This window comes from Actinophytocola sp. (assembly GCF_036402745.1).
GTDB lineage: Bacteria > Actinomycetota > Actinomycetes > Mycobacteriales > Pseudonocardiaceae > Actinophytocola.
The window spans coordinates 17,204-37,876 of record NZ_DASWSJ010000215.1; the positions used below are offsets into that span (position 1 = coordinate 17,204).

General features: G+C 73.2%; 16 protein-coding genes. 6 read left to right on the top strand and 10 right to left on the bottom strand.

Translation table 11 applies throughout. From position 1 onward, the window contains the following. Positions 1–64 precede the first annotated feature (64 nt). Together VGD70_RS20580 and VGD70_RS20585 are read right to left on the bottom strand one after the other, a co-directional pair. Positions 65–2,548 (bottom strand): hypothetical protein, encoded by a 2,484-nt coding sequence (locus VGD70_RS20580; RefSeq protein WP_331083702.1) that lies wholly within the window; start codon positions 2,546–2,548, stop codon positions 65–67. 21 nt (positions 2,549–2,569) lie between these two features. Continuing rightward, positions 2,570–5,389 carry a PQQ-dependent sugar dehydrogenase gene (locus tag VGD70_RS20585; RefSeq protein WP_331083704.1) on the bottom strand — a complete coding sequence of 940 codons (2,820 nt, stop codon included), beginning with the start codon at positions 5,387–5,389 and terminating at the stop codon, positions 2,570–2,572. Positions 5,390–5,593: 204 nt separating this feature from the next. Here VGD70_RS20585 and VGD70_RS20590 point away from each other — a divergent pair, with 204 nt between their 5' ends. Beyond that, on the top strand, positions 5,594–7,570 hold the full coding sequence (locus VGD70_RS20590; RefSeq protein ID WP_331083706.1) for a DUF6541 family protein: 1,977 nt from the start codon (positions 5,594–5,596) through the stop codon (positions 7,568–7,570). Positions 7,571–7,634: 64 nt separating this feature from the next. On the opposite strand, the gene VGD70_RS20595 is transcribed toward VGD70_RS20590, so the two are convergent. From VGD70_RS20595 to VGD70_RS20605, 3 genes are all read right to left on the bottom strand, one after another. After that, a complete protein-coding gene (locus VGD70_RS20595) occupies positions 7,635–8,582 on the bottom strand; it encodes a glycosyltransferase family 2 protein (protein WP_331083708.1) in 948 nt (315 codons plus the stop codon). A 91-nt stretch (positions 8,583–8,673) separates the two neighbouring features. Further along, positions 8,674–11,160 carry a hypothetical protein gene (locus tag VGD70_RS20600; protein ID WP_331083710.1) on the bottom strand — a complete coding sequence of 829 codons (2,487 nt, stop codon included), beginning with the start codon at positions 11,158–11,160 and terminating at the stop codon, positions 8,674–8,676. Between the two features lie 20 nt (positions 11,161–11,180). Next, positions 11,181–11,318 carry a hypothetical protein gene (locus tag VGD70_RS20605; protein ID WP_331083712.1) on the bottom strand — a complete coding sequence of 46 codons (138 nt, stop codon included), beginning with the start codon at positions 11,316–11,318 and terminating at the stop codon, positions 11,181–11,183. A gap of 411 nt (positions 11,319–11,729) precedes the next feature. On the opposite strand from VGD70_RS20605, the gene VGD70_RS20610 reads away from it, so the two are divergent. The 3 genes from VGD70_RS20610 (at position 11,730) to lhgO (ending at position 15,300) form a co-directional block, all read left to right on the top strand. Beyond that, entirely contained in the window at positions 11,730–12,716 is a 987-nt protein-coding gene (locus VGD70_RS20610) for a lysylphosphatidylglycerol synthase transmembrane domain-containing protein (protein WP_331083714.1), read from the top strand. A 44-nt stretch (positions 12,717–12,760) separates the two neighbouring features. After that, the gene (locus VGD70_RS20615; protein WP_331083716.1) at positions 12,761–13,969 is read left to right on the top strand and encodes a glycosyltransferase family 2 protein; all 1,209 of its coding nucleotides are present in this window, start codon (positions 12,761–12,763) and stop codon (positions 13,967–13,969) included. Between the two features lie 158 nt (positions 13,970–14,127). Continuing rightward, positions 14,128–15,300 (top strand): L-2-hydroxyglutarate oxidase, encoded by a 1,173-nt coding sequence (lhgO, locus tag VGD70_RS20620; protein ID WP_331083718.1) that lies wholly within the window; start codon positions 14,128–14,130, stop codon positions 15,298–15,300. Positions 15,301–15,308: 8 nt separating this feature from the next. Here lhgO and VGD70_RS20625 read toward each other — a convergent pair whose 3' ends face one another. After that, positions 15,309–16,535, bottom strand: a complete 1,227-nt coding sequence (locus VGD70_RS20625; protein WP_331083720.1) for an RNA polymerase sigma factor — start codon at positions 16,533–16,535, stop codon at positions 15,309–15,311. Continuing rightward, positions 16,532–16,882, bottom strand: coding sequence for a YciI family protein (locus VGD70_RS20630; RefSeq protein ID WP_331083722.1), 351 nt, complete (start codon positions 16,880–16,882; stop codon positions 16,532–16,534). The genes VGD70_RS20625 and VGD70_RS20630 overlap by 4 nt, the downstream gene beginning before the upstream one ends. 135 nt (positions 16,883–17,017) lie before the next feature. On the opposite strand from VGD70_RS20630, the gene VGD70_RS20635 reads away from it, so the two are divergent. Beyond that, complete coding sequence (locus VGD70_RS20635) at positions 17,018–17,158, top strand: hypothetical protein (protein ID WP_331083724.1); 141 nt, start codon at positions 17,018–17,020, stop codon at positions 17,156–17,158. Between the two features lie 118 nt (positions 17,159–17,276). Here the strand turns inward: VGD70_RS20635 and VGD70_RS20640 are convergent, their stop codons facing one another. The 3 genes from VGD70_RS20640 to serS all read right to left on the bottom strand — a co-directional run bounded on the left by VGD70_RS20640 (position 17,277) and on the right by serS (position 19,596). Continuing rightward, positions 17,277–17,855 carry a Pr6Pr family membrane protein gene (locus tag VGD70_RS20640; RefSeq protein WP_331083726.1) on the bottom strand — a complete coding sequence of 193 codons (579 nt, stop codon included), beginning with the start codon at positions 17,853–17,855 and terminating at the stop codon, positions 17,277–17,279. Positions 17,856–17,859: 4 nt separating this feature from the next. Beyond that, complete coding sequence (locus VGD70_RS20645; protein ID WP_331083728.1) at positions 17,860–18,123, bottom strand: EamA family transporter; 264 nt, start codon at positions 18,121–18,123, stop codon at positions 17,860–17,862. 213 nt (positions 18,124–18,336) lie between these two features. After that, on the bottom strand, positions 18,337–19,596 hold the full coding sequence (gene serS, locus VGD70_RS20650; RefSeq protein ID WP_331083730.1) for a serine--tRNA ligase: 1,260 nt from the start codon (positions 19,594–19,596) through the stop codon (positions 18,337–18,339). 193 nt (positions 19,597–19,789) lie between these two features. Between serS and VGD70_RS20655 the strand changes: the two genes are divergently transcribed. Next, on the top strand, positions 19,790–20,671 hold the full coding sequence (locus VGD70_RS20655; RefSeq protein ID WP_331083732.1) for a septum formation family protein: 882 nt from the start codon (positions 19,790–19,792) through the stop codon (positions 20,669–20,671). Positions 20,672–20,673 lie beyond the last annotated feature (2 nt).

Below are 20,673 nucleotides of genomic sequence, written 5' to 3' on the forward strand. Positions count from 1 at the left end.
GCCTACCTGCGGCCAAGTATCTGATCACTGTTAGGTCACGACCGGCGGGCCCGTCGCCGGGCTTCTACCGGACGGCGAGGGAGTTCGACCCGCCCGCGCCGATCGCGCTCACCCCGGTCAGGCCGGGCACCTGGGTGGGGCCGCTGCGCGGGGTGTTCGGGCCGGGCACGCCGAGCTGGCCGACGTCGTTGGCACCGAACGCCCAGACCGTGCCGTCGCTCTTGCGCACCTGCGCGAAGTCGACACCGGCGACGACGTCGGTCACGTCCACCAGGTTGGGCACGAGCACCGGCGCGGCCGCCCCGCCACCGAGGTCGCCGCCCCAGCCGAGCTGGCCCTTGTCGTTGCTGCCCCACGACACGAGCCGGCCCTCCGCGGTGACCGCGTAGCTCGCCGTGCCGCCGCCGGGGGCGATCTTGGTGACCCCGGCCAGGCCCGGCACCTTCACCGGCGACACCGCGACGCAGTTCGGGCCGGCCGGGTTCGGGTAACAGGCGTCGCCGCCGGGCGTGCCGAGCCCGAGCTCGCCCTCCGCGTTCCAGCCCCACGCCCAGACCGTGCCGTCGGACCTGATCGCGTACGCGGCGTTCAGCGTGGCCTCGATGTCCACCACGCCGTCGAGCCCGGGTACCTGGACCGGCACGTCGGCGCGGCAGCCCGCGGCCACCGGCACCAGGTCGCAGCCGGTGCCGTACTGGCCGTTGCCCAGCGAGGCGCCGTTGGCGCCCCAGGCCCAGACCGTGCCGTCGGCGCGCAGCGCGTACCCGGTGCTGTAGCCCGCGGCGATGTCGACCACGTCCGCCGGGAGCGAGACCTCGGTCGGGTTGGCCGTGTTCTGGTGCACGTAGTCACCGATCGAGCCGTCCTCGCCGTACCCCCAGGCGAGCACCCGGCCCGAGGCGTCCCGGGCGTAGGCGGTGTAGGCACCGGACACGATCTGCTGGACGCCGGTCAGGTCGGGCACCCGGTTCGGCGCCGGGCCCGAGCCGTACGGAAGGCCGTTGCCGAGGCCCATGAGCTCGTTGGAGCCCCAGGCCCAGACCGCGCCCTCGGCGTCCACGGCGTACCCGTTGAGCAGGCCGGCGGTCACCGCGGTGACGCCGGAGGGCCCGTCGAGCCTGCCCGGGGCGGCGGAGAAGCCGCCGGTGGTGCCGACCCCGAGCTGCCCGTCGAGGTTGTCGCCCCAGGTGTGCACGCAGGCCGCGGCGCACGCGGGCGGCGCGGGCGCGAAGTAGCCGGCGAGGTCGGTGATCAGGTTCGCCCGCCCCGCGTTGTTGTAGAAGCTCACCTGCAGCGGGCCCGGGCTCAGCCGCACGGTGGTCAGGTTCGACGCGGTCTGGCCGGCGACCAGGTTCAGGTTGGACACCCCCGGCCGCGAGGTGTCCGCCGGCCACGCGGTCAGGTAGGTCGACCGCGTGCCCGCGAGGCCGGTGAGGTTGAACACCGCGGCCGTGGCCGCCGTCGGCAGCTCCGTGGCGAAGGTGAGCGTGCCGAAGGCTCCGCCGTCGAGCCCCTGGTTGCCCGGCCGGGAGTCGAAGAGCCGCTTCGGGGTCAGCTGGTAGAACGCGCCGCCCCGGGTCGGGTCGTAGTAGCCGGCCAGGTCGGCCATCAGGTGGGTCGTGCCCGCGTTGTTGAAGAAGTTGACGCCACGGTTCGTGCCCAGCGGCACGGTGACCTGGTTCGGCGTGACCTCGCCGGCGACGAGGTTCAGGTTCGACGCGTTCGGGCGGGCGGCGCCGGTGGGCCACGCGGTCACGTAGGTGGCCGCGGTCGGCGTGACGCCGGTCAGGTTGACCGTGACCGCGGTGGCCGTCGCCGGCACCTGGCCGGCCAGGCTCACCGTCCGGCTGGCGCCAGGGCCCAGCGGCAGGTTGGCGACCTTGGTGTTGAGCACCCGGACCGGGTTGACCGCGGTGTACCGGGAGCCGGCACCCGGCGCGTAGTAGCCGGCGAGGTCGGCGAGCAGGTTGGTGTTGCCGGCGTTGTTGTAGAGGTCGACGCCGCGGTTCGCGCCGAGCCCGACGGTCACCGCGTTCGGCCGGGTGGTCCCCGCGCCCACGTTGATGTTGGAGACGTTGGGGCGCGCGGAGGCGGCCGGCCAGACCGTCACGTAGGTCGCCGCGGTCGTCACCGAGGTCACGTTCAGCACCACGGCGGTCGCGTCGGCCGGGACCCGCGGGCTCAGGTCCAGCCTGATCGTCCCGCGGGCGGGCACCGGGCGTTTCGGGGCGCCGATGCCGTTGCGGGTGTCGAGCACGCGCACCGGGGTCTGCGCCGTGAACCCGGAGCCGCCGGACCCGACGGCCGTGGCCGCGGGTTCCGCCGCCTTCGCGTTCGCGGCCGGCGCGTCGGCCGCCTGCCGGTCGAGCGTGCCGGCGGCCGCCGCGCTCCTGGCGGCGGGCAGGCTCAGCGGCCGGAACGCCCCGTCCGTCACGGCCGGCAGCGCCCGCGCCCCGGGTGCCGCCGCGCCGGCGGCCGGGCCCGACCCGGCGGCCAGCGCGGCCGCGAGGCCGAGCAGCGCGACGACGCTCCTACTTCCCTGCCGCAATGCCGTGCTCCTTGAACCTTCTCAGTAACGCCGGTCGGTCACCTGGTGGGTGGCGGCGTTGTAGACGATGTAGCCCCACTGGAAGTTCGACCGCCTGCCGCCCGCGACCGCGTACTCGTCGCTCGTCGGGTAGCCGAGGTAGGACCGCTCCCAGCCCAGCTGCGCCCACCGGGTCCGGATGCCGCCCTCGACGCTCCACGCGCCGGTGCCGGAACTCCAGAAGATCGAGCCGCGCTGGAAGTGGTTGTAGACGCCCCTGCCGTCGAGCAGCCGGGTCTCGTCGGTGGTCGGGAAGCCGAGCCTGGCCGCGCCGCCGAGCGCGTTCCACTTGGCCAGGATCGCGCCGGTCAGCTCGTGCGCGCCCACGCCGGGCACGTAGAAGATGGACCCGCTCTGGAAGTGGCTGTAGCGCCCACTCACCGCGCCGGCCTCGTCGGTCCGCGGGTAGCCGAGCCGGGACTTGTCCGCGCCGAGTGCCCAGTACCGCTGGAAGATCGCGCCGGCGACCGGGTGCGTGCCCGCGTTCGGGTGCCAGTAGAAGCCCTGCCCGCCGGCCAGCAGGTTGAACGCGCCGCCGTTCGCACCGGCCGTCTCGTCGGTGGTCGGCAGCCCGTACCTCAGGTGCCCGCCGAGCTGGAGGTACCGGGTGAGGATGCCGCCGAACATCGCGTGCGCGCCGGTGGCCTGGGACCAGTAGATCCGGCCGCCGGCGTAGGTCCGCCAGCGGACCTTCGCGTCGCCCTGCTCGACGTCGGTCGGGGCGCCGAGCCGGCCCCGCACGGCCGCGTCGGCGTTGTAGCGCCGGTCGATCGGGGTCAGGTAGGTCACCTGGATGGTCTGGTCGGCGTCCGGCAGGGTCAGCTGGCGCACCCGGTCGGTGCTGCCGTCGCCCCACTTGTCGAACGTGGCGACGCCGTTGAGCGCGGCCTCCGGCGCGATGATCGTCAGCGGGGTGCCGACGGTGAACAGGCCCGAGTCGGTCTGCTCGGCGCCGATGGTGAAGCCGGCCGGCGCGTTGGTCTGGATGGTGACCCGGCGCTGCTTGGGGTGGACCACGAACGTCTCGGTGGTCGTCGCGCCCTTGCTGTCGGTCGCGATCGCGGTGACCTCGAGCCGGCTGTCGCCCGGGTGGCCGGCGAAGGACAGCCGGAACTGCGGGCCCTGCTGCTGGTCGCCCGGGTGCAGGTGGCAGTCGGTGACGTCGAGGCAGTGGTTCACCACCGACGACCAGCTCACCTGGACCGGGCCGTCCTCGGCGTCGGCGGCGGTGGCGTCGGCGGCGATGACCTCGCCGACCGCGAACGTGTGGTTCGGGTCGGGCGCCTGCATCGAGAGCGTGGGCGCGTGGTTGCCCGGGTAGATCGTCGCGTCGGCGGTGCCGGCCGCGCCGGCCGGGTCCTTGGCGGTGAGCCGGACCGTGAAGCTCTCGCCGGCCGGGTAGGTGTGGCTGGGTCGCGGCCCGGTCCCGGTGGTGCCGTCGCCGAAGTCCCAGGTGTAGGCCGGCTCGTCGCCGTTGGGGTCGGTGGTGTCGGTCGCGTCGAAGGCCACCGTGCGGGTCGCCGGGTCCACAGTGGACTTGATCACGGGGACCGGCGCGGCGTTGCCCGGCGCGTAGGTGATGCGGCGGATCTTGGCCGAGCCGATGTCGGCGTAGACGATGTCACCGCCGGTGGGCACGCTGCCGAACTTGACGGGCGCGCCGATGCCCGCGCCGAAGCCGCCCCCCTCCGGGGGCGTGGTCACCTGGCCGGCCGAGTTGTAGGCCATCGACCAGATCGTCTTGTCGGTGTAGTCGCCGAAGAAGTACCGGCCGCGATACTCCTGCGGGTAGGTCGTGCCGGTGTAGATCAGACCACCGGTGACGCTGCTGCCGCCGACGTGCGGGTAGGAGTACATCGGGCTCGTCGTGGTCTTGCCGGCGCACCCGGGCATGTCGCGCCAGCCCGCGGACTGCTCGTTGCCCTCCCAGCACGGCCAGCCGTAGGTGTTGCCGGGAGAGATGAGGTTGATCTCCTCGATGCGGCCGTTGCCGACGTCGCCGACGACCGGGCGGCCGGTGCCGGGCTCGAGGCTCACCCGGAACGGGCTGCGGAACCCGTTGGCGTAGACCATGCCGCGCACGGCGCGCGGGCTGGCGGCGTTGTAGTACGGGTTGCCCGGCACGCCGGAGCCGTCCGGCCGCAGGTGCAGGAGCTTGCCGTGCGGGTCGTCGTTGTTCAGCGCGCGCAGGGCGAGCGGGTCGGCGCCGCGCCAGTCGGAGTTGTCGCCGATGGTCACCCACAGCGTGCCGTCCTGGGCGGCGACCAGCCCGGAGATGCTGTGCACGTTGCTGTCGCCGGTGGTCTGCAGGATCGTCTGCTCGCCGGTGAGGCCGGTGGGCGTGCCGTCGGCGCCGGTGGTGACCGTCCACTTGGACAGCCGCAGCACGCCGAAGGAGCCGGAGCCCGCGCCGGTGCTCGAGACCGCGCGTGCCGAGTAGAGCGTCTTGCTCGTCTGGTAGTCGGGGGCGATGGCGATGCCGAGGAGGCCGAGGTCGCCGGTGCCGTTGGTCGCCATGGTGGCGATCTGGCGCGGCGTGCCCGTCCGGGGGACGTAGGTGACCTTGCCGTACTTGCCGGCGGCCAGGAGGCTCTCGTCCGGCAGGTAGACGAAGTCGGTCAGCATGTCGCCCGGGTCGGCGCCCGCCGGCGGGCGCAGGCCGGTGACGATGTCCCTGAGCACGAAGCCCGGCTTCAGCGACGGCGCCGCGGCCTCGGCCGACGGCGTCTGGGTGGCCACGACGACCCCGGCGACCGCCGCGAGGGCGGCCGCGAGCGCGACTAACCGACGTGGACCTGGCAAGACGACCCCCAAGGTGATGAACATCGATAACCCGACGTGGGTATCTGGCTTTCTCATCGCCTGATTGGGGATATTGTTTCGCCCAATCGTGTGATGGCGGACAAATTTAAGCGGATTGTCGCCATCGGTGCCGAAGGTGGTGGCACGCGGGCTCGGTGGGTGGCCGAGGGCAGCCGGTCACCTCGCGATCGCTATGGTGCGCGCGTGGTCCTCTCCATCGGCGACGCCGGCCTGATCCTGCTTTACCTAGCCGTTCTGTGGGTGCCGGGTGGGCTGCTCGGCCTGCTCGCGGGGCTGCGCGGGTGGACCCTCGCGGCGGCCGCACCGCTGCTCACCTACACGGTCGCCGGGCTCACCGGGCCGTGGTCGGACGCGCTCGGCATCCGCTGGTCGGGGTGGACGTTCCTCGGCGGGCTGGTGTTGTTCGCGGCCGTCATCCTCGGCGTTCGGCTGCTGAGTGGGCGTGGGCCGGCGTTCCAGGCCGGTTCGGTGTGGCCGTGGCGGGCGCAGCTCGGCGTCGGGCTGTGCGTGGCCGCCGCCCTCGTGATCTCGATCACCGCGATCGCGGGTGGCATGGGCGGCCTGTCGAGCATCCCGCAGGACTGGGACGCCGCCTGGCACGCCAACAACGTGCGGTGGATCGCCGACACCGGCGAGGGCGGCCTGTACTCGGCGAGCCAGCTCAACTGGTACGAGTCCAGCGCCGGGATCTTCTACCCGAACGCGTACCACCTGGTCGCGGCCATGGTCTACAAGCTGTCCGGGGCGTCGGTGGTGGCCGTGCTCAACGCGCACACGGTGCTCATCCCCGCGATCACCGCGCTCGTCATGGTCGCGGTGGTGCGCCGCTTCGGCGGCCGCGCGATGCTCGCCGGCACCACGGCGCTGGTGATCGTCGCGACGACCAGCTTCTACGACATGCTCTGGCGCGGACCGCTGCTGCCGTTCGCGACGGGTGTCGCGTTCACGCCGCTGCTGCTGGTGCTGATGACGGACCTCCTCGAGGTGCGCGCCGAGCGCGGCTGGCGGCAGGCGCTGCTGCCCGGGCTCCTGTTCGGGTTCGCCGCGGCCGGCCTGATCACCGTGCACTCGTCGGCGACGTTCAACGTGCCGCTGTTCGCCCTCTGTGTCTTCGCGGTGCGCTGGTGGCGGGCGCCGCGGCGGGCCGTTCAGGACATCGTCACGCTGCTGCCGTTCGCCGTGCTGATGGCGGTGCTCGCGGCGATGCAGCTGCAGGCCGCGCTGGGCAGCGGGGCGGACGTGCCCGGGGTGGACTGGCCCGCGCAGCACACGGTCGGCCATGCCATCGGCGACATCCTCACGTTCCAGCACGGCTCGGCGTTCCCGGAGTGGTGGCTCGCGGCCGCGCTCGCGGTCGGGCTCGCGTTCTTCGCCCGGCTCGGCGACCTGCGCTGGGTAGGCATCGCGGCGGCCGGGTTCGGGCTGCTGTTCGTCGTCGCGGCCGCCTACGACACCCCGTGGGCGAACGAGCTGACCCGGCCGTGGTGGAACGACCGGTGGCGGCTGATCGCGCTGACCGCGGTCCCGCTGGCGGTCATCGCCGCGCACGGTGTCGCCGAGACGCAGCGGATCGTGTCCGGCTGGGTGTCGGCGGCCGGCTCGCGGGTCGCGGTGGCCGGGCGGCCCGCGGTGGCCGGGATCGCCGCCGCCGTGGTGGTGCTGGCCGTGTTCGCCGTGCTGAGCAACGGGTTCTACGTCGGCCGCAACGAGCTGCGGATGGAGAACAACAGCGGCTCGCGCGGGCGGGCCGTGACGGCGGGCGAGGTCAAGGGCTACGAGGAGCTGGCGAAGATCGTGCCGCCCGGCGAGCGGGTGCTCAACGACCGCGGCGACGGGTCCGTGTGGATGTACGCGCTGGCCGGCGTGCACCCGGTGGCCGGCCACTACGACGCGACGCTCACCGGCCCCGACGCCAACCTGCTGGCGAACGAGTTCAACGAGTACGACACGAACCCCGAGGTCCGCGCGGCGGCCAAGCGCCTGCACGTGGGCTACGTGACGATCGGGCGCGGCTTCCTGCGCCCGGGCGTCACCCGCCAGCCGGGCCTGACGAACCTGCAGAACGTGCGGGCGTTGACGCTGGTCTACGAGTCCGACGACATCGTGATCTACCGCCTGAACGCCCCGGCCGACGAGGGCAAGGGCGACCAGGCCCGCTGACCGCTACCGGCCGGTCATCGCTCTGGGCGGGGCCGAGATCTTCGCCACCGCGGCAGTCGCGACGTTACCTGCCGCCGGTCGTGCGCGCGGGGGGCTTCGTCGCTATCGCGCCGCGCAGCATCGTGCCCGCTGGGCGCCAGCGGCGGGCGGCGAGGAGAGCCGACATCTTCGCCACCGCGTGCAGGCGGGAGGTCCAGTGCACGCGGGCCGCGCGCGCCGCGCGGGGCCAGCCTGCCGCGGTCATCATCTCCGCGGCCTCGGCGAAGTAGGCGCGTTCCTCGTCGAACCTGGAGCCCGTGTCCGCGGTGGCCGACGACAGGCTGGCCGCGTGCCGGCGGTACTCGATGCCCGGCTCGGTGAACAGCACCGCCCGGCCGCCATCGGCGAGGATGCGCAGGTACAGGTCCAGGTCCAGGACGATGTCGTAGCCCTCGCGGAAACCGTGACGCCGCAACGGGTCCCGGCGGAACGCCACGCTCGGGAAGTACATCCAGTTGCCGCCGAGCAGCGACGCGGCCAGCGGCTCGCCGCCGGTCAGCTGCCAGCCGCGCTCCCGGTCCGCGGCGCCGGCCGGGAGCTTCGTGAGCCGCTTGACGCGGTCGACCAAGGTGGTCGCCACCTGGCCGTCGTCGCCGATGACCACGGCGCCCGTGTGGATGAAGGCCGCCTCGGGGCACTGCGCGGCGACGTCGCGGACGCGGCCGACGAAGTCGGGCAGCAGCCGGTCGTCCGAGCCGAGGAGGACGACGAGGTCCGCGGCGGCCTCGTCGACGCAGCGCTGGAAGTTGCGGTTGATCCCCAGCCGGGTGGGGTTGGCCAGGTACCTGACCCGCTCGTCGCCCTGCTCGGTGAGCCAGGCCTCGAGCCCACCGCCCACCCCGTCGTCGATGACCGTCAGCCGCCAGTGCGGGTCGCGCTGCGCCAGCACGCTGCCGACGGTCTCGCGCACCAGCGCCCCGTCCCCGAACGCCGGCACCATGATGTCGATCCCGAGCTGCGCCCCGCTTGTCACGTCCCGGACGGTACCGGGGCACCGGCGCCGGGCGGACGCCGGTCGGCGGGGGCGGCGTGCGGGCCGCGCGGCCCGCACGTCGCCCCGTCGCTCACGGCACCACGGCCAGCGAGCTCGTCCCGCCGGCACCGATCGCCGTCACCCCTGACAGGCCCGGCACCTGCACCGGCTCGGTCGACGCGCTGGGCCGGCCGAGCTGGCCGTAGGTGTTGACGCCCCACGACCACACCGTTGCGTCCGAGCGCAGCGCCTGGGCGTAGCCCGGGCCGGCCGTCACGTCGACCACGCCGGTCAGCCCGGACACCGCGACCGGCGTCGTCGCGACGCAGTTCGGGGTGGACGGCGTCGGGCAGGAGCCGCCGGCGGTGCCGTTGCCGAGCTGGCCCGCGTTGTTCCAGCCCCACGCCAGCACGGTCCCGTCGGTCTTGACCGCGTACGTCGTGGACGAGCCGCCGTTGACGATCTTGGCGACGTCGGTCAGCCCGGGCACCCGCACCGGGGCGACGGCCACGCAGCCGGGCCCGGTCGGGCTCACGTCGTAGCACGCCGGGCCGCCCGCGGTGCCGATGCCGAGCTCACCCTCGGCGTTCCAGCCCCACGCCCACACCGAGCCGTCCGACTTCACCGCGAACGCGGCGTTCCAGGTCGCCGCGATGGACACCACGTCGGTCAGCCCGGAGACCTTGACCGGGACGCTCGACCGGCAGCCGGCGCCGACCGGCACCGTGTCACACCCGGTGCCGTAGCTGCCGTTGCCGAGCGAGCCGGCGTTGGAGCCCCACGACCACACGGTGCCGTCCGCCAGCAGCGCGTACCCCGTGGTGTAGCCACCGGCCACGGCGTTCGCGCTCTGCGTGAACGGCACCCGCACGGGCGCGGTCCGCACCGCCGTGGAGCCGTCGCCGAGCGAGCCGTCGCCGTTGTAGCCCCAGGCGTGGACGTCGCCGTCGGCGGTCCTCGCGTACGTGCTGTAGGTGCCGGTCGCCAGCTGGGTGACCCTGGTGCTCAGGTGCACGGGCACCGGAACGGCCGCCATGCCGTAGGTCCGGCCGACGCCGAGGCCCTGCAGGTCGTCGGCGCCCCACGCCCAGGCCTGGCCGCTCGAGTCCAGCGCGTACCCGTTGAGCGCGCCGGCGGTCACCGCCTGCACCCCGGACATCCGGTCCACCCGGCCCGGCGCGGCGGAGAACCCGCCGGTGGTGCCGACGCCGAGCTGGCCGGAGTCGTTGTCGCCCCAGGTGTGTACGCAGCTGACGCCGCACGGGGACGGCGCCGGCGCGAAGTAGCCGGACAGGTCCAGGAGGAAGTCGGCGTAGCCGTTCTTGTTGTAGACGTCGACCTCGTTGTTCGGGCCGAGCGCCACGGTCGTCAGGTTGGCCGCGGTCTGCCTGGCGACCAGGTTGAGGTTCGACGCGTTCGGCACGGCCCCGCCCGTCGGGTACGCGGTCAGGTACGTCGAGCGGGTCGCGTTGGTGCCGGTCAGGTTGAACACCACGGCGGTGGCCGCGTCGGGCAGGTCGGCTGCGAGGTTCATCGTCCCGATCCAGCCGGCGTCGAGGCCGTTGCCGGGCCGGGTGTCCAGCACCCGCAGCGGGCTCAGCTGGTAGAAGGGATCGCCCCGGTCGCTCGCGTAGTACCCGGCGACGTCGACGAGCAGGTTGGTGCTGCCGGCGTTGTTGTAGAAGCTCAGGCCGCGGTTCGCGCCGAGCGCCACGGTCACCTGGTTCGGCGTGGTCTGCCCGCGCGTCACGTTCAGGCTCGACGCGTTCGGCCGGGTGGAGCCGGCCGGCCAGGCGGTCACGTAGGTGTCGGTGGTGGGCGCGACCCCGGTCAGGTTGATCGTCACCGCGGTCGCCGTCGTCGGCACCACGCCGGACAGGTTCACCGTGCGGGTGACCCGCGCGCCGAGCGGGCCGCCGTTGTAGCGGCTGTCGAGCGCGCGGTTCGGTGCCAGCGGGGTGAACCGCGAGCCGGTGTTCGGCGCGTAGTAGCCGGCCAGGTCGGCGAGCAGGTGGGTGTTGCCGTAGTTGTTGTAGAGCTGGATGCTCCGGTTCGTGCCGAGCGCGACGGTCACCGCGTTGGGCCGGGTCTCACCCGCCCGCAGGTTGATGCTCGACACGTTCGGCCGGGCGCCGCCCGCGGGAAAGACCGTCACGTAGGTGGCCCCGGTCGGCGTCACACCGGTCACGTTGAGCACCACGGCGGTCGCCGTCGCCGGCACCCGGGAGGACAGGCCGAGCGTGATCGTGCCGTGCGTGGGCACGGGCTTGGCCGGCGCGCCGATCGCGTTGCGGGTGTCGAGCACGCGCACCGGCGACACGGCGGTGTAGGCCGAGCCACCCGAGGTGACCGCGACCGCCGGGCCGGCGGACCGGGTCCGGGCCAGTGGTTGCCCGGCGCCGCCGCGCGCGGCGGCCTTCCTGGCGTCCAGCACGCTGAGCGGCGTGACGCCGGGATCGGCCGCCGCGGGCAGCCGCACCTGGGCCGGCTGCTCCTCGGCAGCCGCCGCCCCGCCCTGCCCCGCGGCCACGGCGGCCGCCAGACAGGTGACGAGCACCAGGGCTTGTCGAAGCTTCACGTGGTTTCCTTTCGAGTGGATCATGGGTTCGGCACCAGCACGCGGCCGCCGAACTCGCCGGGAAAGAGACGGCTGACGTCGCGGTTCGGGTTCGACGCGTTCGGCCGGGCCGTCCGGTGCGGGAACGCGGTGAGGTAGGTCGAGGCGGTCGGTGCCACGCCGGTCAGGTTGAGCACGACGGCGCCGCCGGTCCCGGTGCCTCACCGGGTGTCGAGCACCCGGACGGCGCGACGGAGGTGAAGGTCGAGCTATGGGTGTCTCGGCCGGCGCGGGCGCCGCGGTGCCGATGCGAAGGGTCGCCACGAGGGCAGCGGGCAGCACGAGGCGCACCATTTGCTCCAGAGAGAATTGCCCCGACCCCAGTAACGAGCGAACAGTAAATCTCCCACGAGGAACGCACATACCGCCGTTCGGAGCAGCGACGCACATTTCGGACACAGGCACCGCACCTGCGCGCGGTACCGCCGTCCGGCCCAGCGCCGCACCCCGAGGTTGGTAGCCTGGGCCGGCCATCTCCGCGCTGGGTCACGTCGAGTCCGTGCGCCACGCGCGACCGTCCGGAAGGCCCCATGACCGAAGAACCGAAACCTGGCGCGCCCGCGGTCGAGCCTCCGCGCCGCGGCACCCGGGCCGTGGTCGTCACGTGGCTGCGCCGGGTGCTCGTGCTCGCCGTCCTCGCCGGCGCCGTCTACCAGCTCGTCGTGCAGTGGCCCGAGGTGTCCGACACGCTCACCGCGCTGCCCTGGACGTCCGTGGTCATCTCGTTCGCCTGCGTGTTCGTCGCCATCGGGCTCGGCCCGGTCATGTGGCACACGGTCCTGCGTGACCTCGGTACCCGGATCCCGGTCCGCGACGCGTCGATGATCTACCTGGTCGGCCAGCTCGGGAAGTACGTGCCCGGCTCGGTGTGGGCGTTCCTCGTGCAGATGGAGCTCGCCAAGTCCGCCGGCGTCACCCGGGTGCGGGCGTTCACGGCGTCGATCGTCACCGCGGGCCTGGGCGTGGTCGCCTCGCTGATCACCGGCGCGCTCGCGCTGCCGTCGATCCTCGACGGGCACCGCGAGTACCTGTGGCTGTTCATCCTCCTGCCGATCGGGCTCGTGCTGCTGCATCCCAAGCCGCTGACCTGGATCGTCTCGCGTGGCCTGCGGGTCCTGCGCCGGCCGCCGCTGCCCCAGCCGCTGACCGCCCCGGTCGTGCTGGGCTGCCTCGTGCTCGGCCTCGCCACCTACGTCCTGCTCGGCGTGCACCTGTGGCTGCTCGCCAACTCGCTGGGCTCCACCGGCGTCCAGGGCCTGCTGCTGTGCGTCGGCGCGATGAGCCTCGCGATGACGGCCGGGCTGCTCGCGTTCTTCCTGCCATCGGGCATCGGCGCGCGCGAGGTCGTCATCGTCGCCGTGCTGGCCACCGTGCTGCCCGCGGGACCCGCGCTGACCCTCGCGGTGGTGTCCCGGCTGATGTTCACGGTGGTCGACCTGGCCTCCGCCGGGGGTGCCGCACTGTATGTCCGGATGCGCCGCCCCGCCGTTCACCTCGAGCCCGCACAGGTACCCTGACCTTCGACTTGGTGCCGCTGCCTGATCGGAAAACAATGGAGCCATTGCACGACACCTGTGAGCTCACCATCGTCATGCCGTGCCTCAACGAGGCGGAGACGCTGGCGACCTGCGTCCGGAAGGCGCAGGGCTACCTCGACCGGTCCGGTGTCGCCGGTGAGGTGCTGATCGCCGACAACGGCAGCACCGACGGGTCGCAGGACATCGCCAGGACGCTCGGCGCCAGGGTCGTCGACGTCGAGGCCAAGGGCTACGGCAGCGCGCTGATGGGTGGCATCCGGGCCGCCCGCGGCACCTACGTGATCATGGGCGACGCGGACGACAGCTACGACTTCTCCGACCTCGACCCGTTCGTCGCCGAGCTGCGCAAGGGCGCGGACCTGGTGATGGGCAACCGCTTCCAGGGCGGCATCGAGCCAGGCGCCATGCCGCCGCTGCACAGGTACCTCGGCAATCCCGTGCTCTCCGCGGTCGGCAAGCTCTTCTTCAAGGCACCGGTCGGCGACTTCCACTGCGGCCTGCGTGGCTTCCGGCGCGAGGCGATCCTGCGCATCGGGCTGCACACCACCGGCATGGAGTTCGCCAGCGAGATCGTGGTCAAGTCCTGCATGTCGGGCCTGCGCATCGCCGAGGTGCCCACCACGCTGAAGAAGGACGGCCGCAGCCGGCCGCCGCACCTGCGCAGCTGGCGGGACGGCTGGCGGCACCTGCGCTTCCTGCTGATCTACAGCCCGCGCTGGCTCTTCCTCTACCCGGGACTCGCCGTGCTGGGCCTGGGCCTGCTCGCCTCGCTGGTGCTGCTGGTCGGCCCGGTCAGCATCGGCTCGGTCGGCTTCGACGTCGGCACCATGATCTACGCGGCCGGCTTCGCCATCCTCGGCTACCAGGCCGTGCTGTTCTCGGTGATGACCAAGCTGTTCGGCGCCCGCGAGGGGCTGTTGCCGATGAGCGCGCGGTACCGGCAGCTCGTCGAACGGTTCTCCGTGGAACGCGGGCTCATCCTGGGCATCGTCATCTTCCTCGCCGGCATCCTGCTCACGGTCGTGCAGGTCATCCGGTGGGGCGGCGCGGACTTCGGCGCGATGGACGCGGGCCAGACCGTGCGCACCGCCATCCCCGCGGTGCTGGGCCTGGTGCTCGGCTTCCAGACGATCATGTTCAGCATGTTCACCGGCGTGCTCGGCATTCCGACCGCCGAGCCGGCCGCGACGCAGAAGCCGGTCCACGAGTCCACCGACGAGCTGGTTCGGTAACCCACGCTTGCTCGAGCCGGGCCGTCACCTGTCGTGGCGGCCCGGTTCTTTGTCACCGATCCTTGTCCCGATCCGGCGCGTCACGACGGCGATCGTGGGACGGGACTGCTGCCTCAGCAGGGCACGCTGGGGAACACGCGCCAGTAGTCTCACTGCTCGTGCGACATGTTGCGGTGATCGGTGGCGGGATCCTCGGGCTGGCCGTGGCGCGCGAGCTCACCGCTCGCGGCGACCGGGTCACGGTGCTCGAGAAGGAGGACCGCTGGGCCGGGCACCAGACCGGGCACAACTCCAACGTCGTGCACGCCGGGCTGTACTACCAGCCCGGGTCGTTCAAGGCCCGCATGTCGGTCACCGGCAACCGGTCCATTGTGGACTTCGCGCGGGCCAACGACGTGCCGGTCGAGGTGTGCGGCAAGCTCGTCGTCGCCACCACCGACGCCGAGCTGCCCGGCCTGCGCGCGCTGGCCGCCCGCGCCGAGGCCAACGGTGTTCCCGCGAAGCTGATCTCGCCGGCCGAGGCGCACGCCTACGAGCCCGAGGTCGCGTGTGTCGGCGCGCTGCGGGTGGAGTCGACGGGCATCATCGACTTCGGTGGCATCTGCCAGGCGCTCGTCCGGCACCTGTCCGGCGCGGACCTGCGGCTGGGCACCCCCGCGCTGGCGATCCGGCCGGGCCGGGACGGCGGTGTCGAGATCGCCACCGGCACCGACGTCGTCCGCGCCGACGCGCTGGTGAACTGCGCGGGCCTGCACAGCGACCGGGTGGCCCGGCTCGCGGGGCTCACGCCGCGGGCCCGCATCGTCCCGTTCCGCGGCGAGTACTTCACCCTGCGGCCGGAGTCGGCGCACCTGGTGCGCGGGCTGATCTACCCGGTCCCCGACCCGACGCTGCCGTTCCTGGGGGTCCACCTGACCCGCATGCTCGACGGCAGCGTCCACGCCGGGCCGAACGCCGTGCTGGCGCTGCGCCGTGAGGGCTACCGCTGGCGCGACGTGTCGGGCCGGGACGTGTGGGAGACCGTGCGCTTCCCCGGCCTGTGGCGGCTGGCCCGCCGCTACCCGCGCACCGCGGTCGAGGAGGTGGTGCGCTCGCTGTCCCGCCGCCGCTTCGCGACGAGCCTGGCCCGGCTGGTCCCCGCGATCGGCCGCGAGGACCTGGTCCGCGCGCATGCCGGCGTCCGCGCCCAGGCCCTCCTCCCGGACGGCACCCTCGTGCAGGACTTCCTGATCGAGACCGCGCCCAACCAGGTGCACGTCCTCAACGCGCCCTCCCCCGCGGCGACCTGCTGCCTGGAGATCGCCAAGCACGTGGCCGACCAGGTCGGCTGACCGGCCCGTCACAGTTGAGCGAGCAGGCCCCGCAGGTGCTCGGCCTGCGGACCGTTCAGACCGAGGGCGATGGCGCGCTCGTAGGCGGCTCGTGCGAGGTCGTTCGCGCCGGTCCTGCGCAGCAGCTCCGCGCGGCTGGCGTGCCACCACGGGTACCCGGCAAGCCCGTCGAGTGCGTCCACGAGCGCGAGGCCGGCCGCGGCGCCATCCCGCTCGCCGATCGCCACCGCCCGGTTGAGCCGGGTCACCGGAGTGTCCTGCACGGTCAGCAGCACGTCGTACCAGGAGATGACCGCGTCCCAGTTCGTCCGCGCGTAGGCCGGCGCGAGCGCGTGGCACGCGGCGATGGCGGCCTGCACGACGTACCGGTTCGGCGTGTCCGGCGTGCGGCGCAACCCGACGCCGACCAGCTCCACACCCTCCCGGATGGCCTCGGCGTCCCAGCGGGAGCGGTCCTGGTCGGCCAGCAGGACCTGCCGCCCGGCCGCGTCCAGCCGGGTCGCGCGGCGGGAGTCGTGCAGCAACAGCAGGGCCAGGAGGCCGAGCACGGTCGGCTCGTCGGGCATCAGCTCGGCCAGCAGCCGGGCCAGGCGCACGGCCTCCGCGGTCAGCGCCACCCGGACCAGGTCCTCGCCGGTGCCGGCCGCGTAGCCCTCGTTGAAGATCAGGTACACGGTGGCGGCAACGCCGGTGAGGCGTTCGGGCAGCTCCTCGGCCGCCGGCACCCGGTACGGGATCCGAGCCTGCGCGATCTTCTGCTTGGCCCGGGTCAGCCGCTTGGCCATCGTCGCCTCGGGAACCAGCAGGCCGCGGGCCACCTCCGCGGTCGACATCCCGCCGAGCGTCCGCAGTGCGAGCGCGACCTGCGCCTCCACCGCGAGCGCCGGGTGGCAGCAGGTGAAGACGAGCCGCAGCAGGTCGTCGCGCACCACGCCAGCGGGCTCCGGGGCGGGGTCGGCCAGGTCGACCATGGACTCCGCCTCCTTGCCCGCCCGGCGCGCCTCCCGGCGCAGGATGTCGATCGCCCGGCGCTTCGCGGTGACCAGCAGCCAGCCGCGCGGGTTGTCCGGCACGCCGTCCGCCGGCCAGGTCCGCAATGCCCGCACGACCGCGTCCTGCGCGGCGTCCTCGGCGACGTCGACGCTGCCGGTGACGCGGATCAGCGTGGCCAGCACCCGCGTGCCCTCGTCGCGGACCAGCCGCGCGACCGCGTCCCCGGCCGCGCCGGCGGTCATCCGCCGAACGTGACGACCGGGCGGACCTCGACCGCGCCGTTCCAGGCCGCCGGGAGCCCGGCCGCGACCTTGACCGCCTCGTCGAGGTCGGCGCAGTCCAGCAGGTAGTAGCCGGTCAGCGCCTCCTTCGTCTCGGCGTAGGGCCCGTCGGTGGCGACGATGTCGCCGCCCCTGCCGCCAGTCACGCGAACCGTGGTCGCGGTGGCGGTCGGGTAGAGCGCCTTGCCGCCCTGGACCACGGCCCCGGCCGCGGCCATGAACTCCCGGTACTCGGCGAGCTCGGCGGCCTGCTCGGGCTGGCTCCAGTCGACGTCGGCGGTGTAGGTGAGGGCGATGTAGGTGGGCATGGTGGTGCTCCTCCGATGTCGGGCCGGCGCTCTGCGCCAGCGTCCACGATAAGGACGAACGGCGACCCCGCGGGAAGGACACACCTCAGCCGGGAACTCCAACCCAGCGCCACGGCGGCGAGGAAGCCGGCAGTCGTGACCAGCGCGGTGACCGGGCCGCCCTCGTCGTGCGCCTCGGGCAGCATCGTCGACGCGATCATCGTCAGCACCGCGCCCGGCGCGAACCCGCGGATCGCGCCGACCACCTCCGGCGGCGAGTGCGTCACCAGCGGGTAGCCGAGCCCGGCGGCGACCGCGGAGATCACCGCGATCGCCGACCACAGCCCGATGACCACCCGCGGGCCGCGGCCCGCCCGGACCCCAACGCCGACGAACCCCCACAGGGCGGACTCGATCACGCGGGAACGGTGGCCCGCCTGCGGTTCCCCGCCCACCCGACGGCCAGCGCGGCGACCCCGAACGCGACCGCGATGCCGACCGACATCGTGATCACATGCGGGTAGCCGCGCGGCCGCGGGTCGAGGAACGGGTACGGGTACCAGTCCACGATCGCGCCGCGGACGAGCGTGTACGCCAGGTACGCCGCCGGGAAGGCCAGCCACCACAGGCTCCGCGCCATCGGGATCCCGCGGCGCGGCGGCACCAGCAGCCAGTCGAGCACCGCCACCACCGGCAGCACGTGGTGCAGCACGGAGTTCGCCCAGGGCTCGAGGAGCCCGAGGTCCGCACCGGAGAGCAGCAGCGCGAACACCAGCCCGGTCATGCCGAGGTAGAGGGCCGCGGCGCCGCGCACGAGGTCCGGCACCGGCCGGAAGGCGCCCACCAGCAGCACCCCCGCGCCGAACACGTTGCTCAGCACGGTGAAGTAGCTGAGCAGGTTCGGCAGCGAGGGCACCTGGGTGGCCAGGTACACCACGGTGCCGAGGGCCAGCAGTCCGAAGACGAGCCGGTAGCCGGCGACGACGTGACGCATCCGGTCAACGTAAGGGCTGGGCCCGCGACCCGCCCCTCGACGGGACGTAGTACAGCCCCAGCGCCCCGGCGATCAGCACCGCGCCGCCGACCCCGGCCGCGGTGACCCGCTCGTCGTGGAAGGCGACCGCGAGCAGTGTCGCGGTCAGCGGCTCGAGCATCGTCGCGAGGGCCGCCGCGGTCGCGCCCGCGTGCCGCAGGCCCAGGAAGTACGCGCCGTACGCGACCGCGGTCGGCACGACGCCGAGGTAGCCGACGATCCCCAGCACCTCCGGTCAGCGGCACGGCCATCCCGTACGCCAGCGCGAACGGCGTCAGGAGCACGCCGCCGACCAGCAGGCCGACCGAGGTGATCGTGTCCTGGCCGCCGGTGGGCACGCCGTCAGCGACACCCCGCTCAGGCGCGGGGAGGGGGAAGGATCAGGAACAGCCGATGCACGGTCGGCACGCTACGGCCGGGCCGTCGTGGTCCGCGAGCGGGTTTAGCGGGGCGTGAGGACGTCGCGGCCGACGAACGGGCGCAGTGCCTCGGGCACCCGGACCGAGCCGTCGGCCTGCTGGTGGTTCTCCAGGATCGCGACGAGCCAGCGGGTGGTCGCGAGCGTGCCGTTGAGCGTGGCGGCGGTCCGCGGCCGGTTGTGCTCGTCGCGGTAGCGGATCGACAGGCGGCGGGCCTGGAACGTGGTGCAGTTGGACGTCGAGGTGAGCTCGCGGTAGCGCTGCTGGGTCGGGACCCAGGCCTCGCAGTCGAACTTGCGGGCCGCGCTGCTGCCGAGGTCGCCGCCGGCCACGTCGATGACGCGGTAGGGCACCTCGATCTTGGCGAGCATCTCCTCCTCCCAGGCGAGCAGCCGCGCGTGCTCGGCCTCGGCGTCCTCCGGCTTGCAGTAGACGAACATCTCGACCTTGTCGAACTGGTGCACGCGGATGATGCCGCGGGTGTCCTTGCCGTAGGAGCCGGCCTCGCGGCGGAAGCAGGACGACCAGCCGGCGTAGCGGCGCGGGCCGGCGGACAGGTCGAGGATCTCGCCGGCGTGGTAGCCGGCGAGCGGGACCTCGGACGTGCCGACCAGGTACAGGTCGTCCTCGGCGAGCCGGTAGACCTCGCCGGCGTGCGCGCCGAGGAAGCAGGTGCCGGCCATGATCTCCGGGCGGACGAGGACGGGCGGGATCATCAGCGTGAAGCCGTTGGCGGTGGCCTGCGCGGCGGCGAGGTTGAGCAGGGCGAGCTGCAGCTGGGCGCCGACGCCGGTGAGGAAGTAGAAGCGGGCGCCGGAGACCTTGGCGCCGCGCTCGGTGTCCAGCGCGCCGAGCCGGGTGCCGAGGTCGAGGTGGTCGCTGGGCTCGAAGTCGAAGGCCGGCGGGGTGCCGACCTCCTTGAGCACCACGTAGTCGTCCTCGCCGCCGGCCGGGACGTCCGGGTGGACGAGGTTCGGCACGAGCGCGTGCAGCTCGGCGAGCTCTGCCTCGGCCGCGGTCTGCACGGCCTCCGCGGCCCGCACCTCGGCGGCGAGCTCCTTGCCGCGGGCCAGCAGCGCGTCCCGGTCCTCGCCGCGGGCCTTGCCGACCTGCTTGCCGAGCTGTTTCTGCTCGGCCCGCAGCGTGTCGGCCTTCGCGACCGTGCTGCGGCGGCGCTCGTCGGCGGAGCGCAGGGCGTCGACCACCGCTTCGTCCTCGCCGCGGGCGCGCTGGGATGCGCGCACCGCCTCCGGATCCTCACGCAGCGTCCTCAGGTCGATCACCGCGCGAGCGTATCCGGCCGACCGGATCGGGTCGCAACGCGATTCGACACCTGCGGACCGGGCAAGCGCTGGCATCATGGACGCCGACATGGACGGTTCTGGACGAGTCGGGTGGATGGGCTCCCGTGGGAGCACCATGCGGACACGCTTGGTCATGGTCGGCGCTTTCATCGGAGCGCTGGCCGTATTGAGCATGAGCATCGTTTTTTCTTGGCCGGTGGCGGTGAACGGCGCGGCGGACACGGCCGCCGACGAGGCGGCGAAGGCGTTCGACTCGCCGAGCGGCACGTGCGTGACCTGGCCGCACGACGCGCCGCGGAACATGCGGCGGGTTCCGTGTGGGCAAGCGCACACCTTCGAGGTCGCGTCGAACGTCGAGATCGGCGGCGACTACGGGGCGAACTCACCGCCCCCGCCGGACGCGGACTGGCAGCAGATCGTCACCGACCGTTGCACGTCGGTGGGCGCGCAGTATCTGGGCGGCAAGCTCGACCCGTTCGGCAAGTACACGGTGGGCGCCCTGAAGCCGACGGCCGAGCAGTGGCGCAACGGTGACCGCAAGCTTCGCTGTGGTCTGCAGCGGGTCTCGCCGTCGGGCAAGCGCCTGCTGTCGACCACCGGCGCGGCGGCCGCCCAGGACCAGTCCAACGTGCACGAGCCCGGCACGTGCTTCGGGTTGGTCAAGGGCCAGGTCGGCGACCCGGTCGACTGCGGTGGCGTGCATGCCTACGAGGTCGTGGGCGTCGTGGACCTCAGCAAGGCGTTCGACCCGAAGGCCTATCCGTCGGAGGCGGCGCAGCTGGAGAAGCTGGTCGACCTGTGTCCGCCGGAGGCGAACAAGTACACGGGGAACGCGGACCTGCGGACCCACCAGCTGTCGCTGTATCCGGACACGCTGAAGAAGGAGAGCTGGGACGCCGGCTCGCACCGGGTGAACTGCAAGGTAGGCGCGCGCGAGTCGAACGGTCAGCTGCGGGCGGTGCGCGGGAGCGTGAAGGCCGAGCCGTTGCCGCCGGCCGGTGGTACTGATTCTGGTCCTGGTTCGGCTACGCCTTCGCCCAAGCCCGGCGGCTGACA

Coding starts and splice junctions, on each gene's coding strand:
- VGD70_RS20610 (WP_331083714.1), top strand. CDS start 11,730: ATGACCGAAGAACCGAAACCTGGCGCGCCCGCGGTCGAGCCTCCGCGC.
- VGD70_RS20625 (WP_331083720.1), bottom strand. CDS start 16,535: ATGACCGCCGGCGCGGCCGGGGACGCGGTCGCGCGGCTGGTCCGCGAC.
- VGD70_RS20630 (WP_331083722.1), bottom strand. CDS start 16,882: ATGCCCACCTACATCGCCCTCACCTACACCGCCGACGTCGACTGGAGC.
- VGD70_RS20640 (WP_331083726.1), bottom strand. CDS start 17,855: ATGCGTCACGTCGTCGCCGGCTACCGGCTCGTCTTCGGACTGCTGGCC.
- VGD70_RS20655 (WP_331083732.1), top strand. CDS start 19,790: ATGAGCATCGTTTTTTCTTGGCCGGTGGCGGTGAACGGCGCGGCGGAC.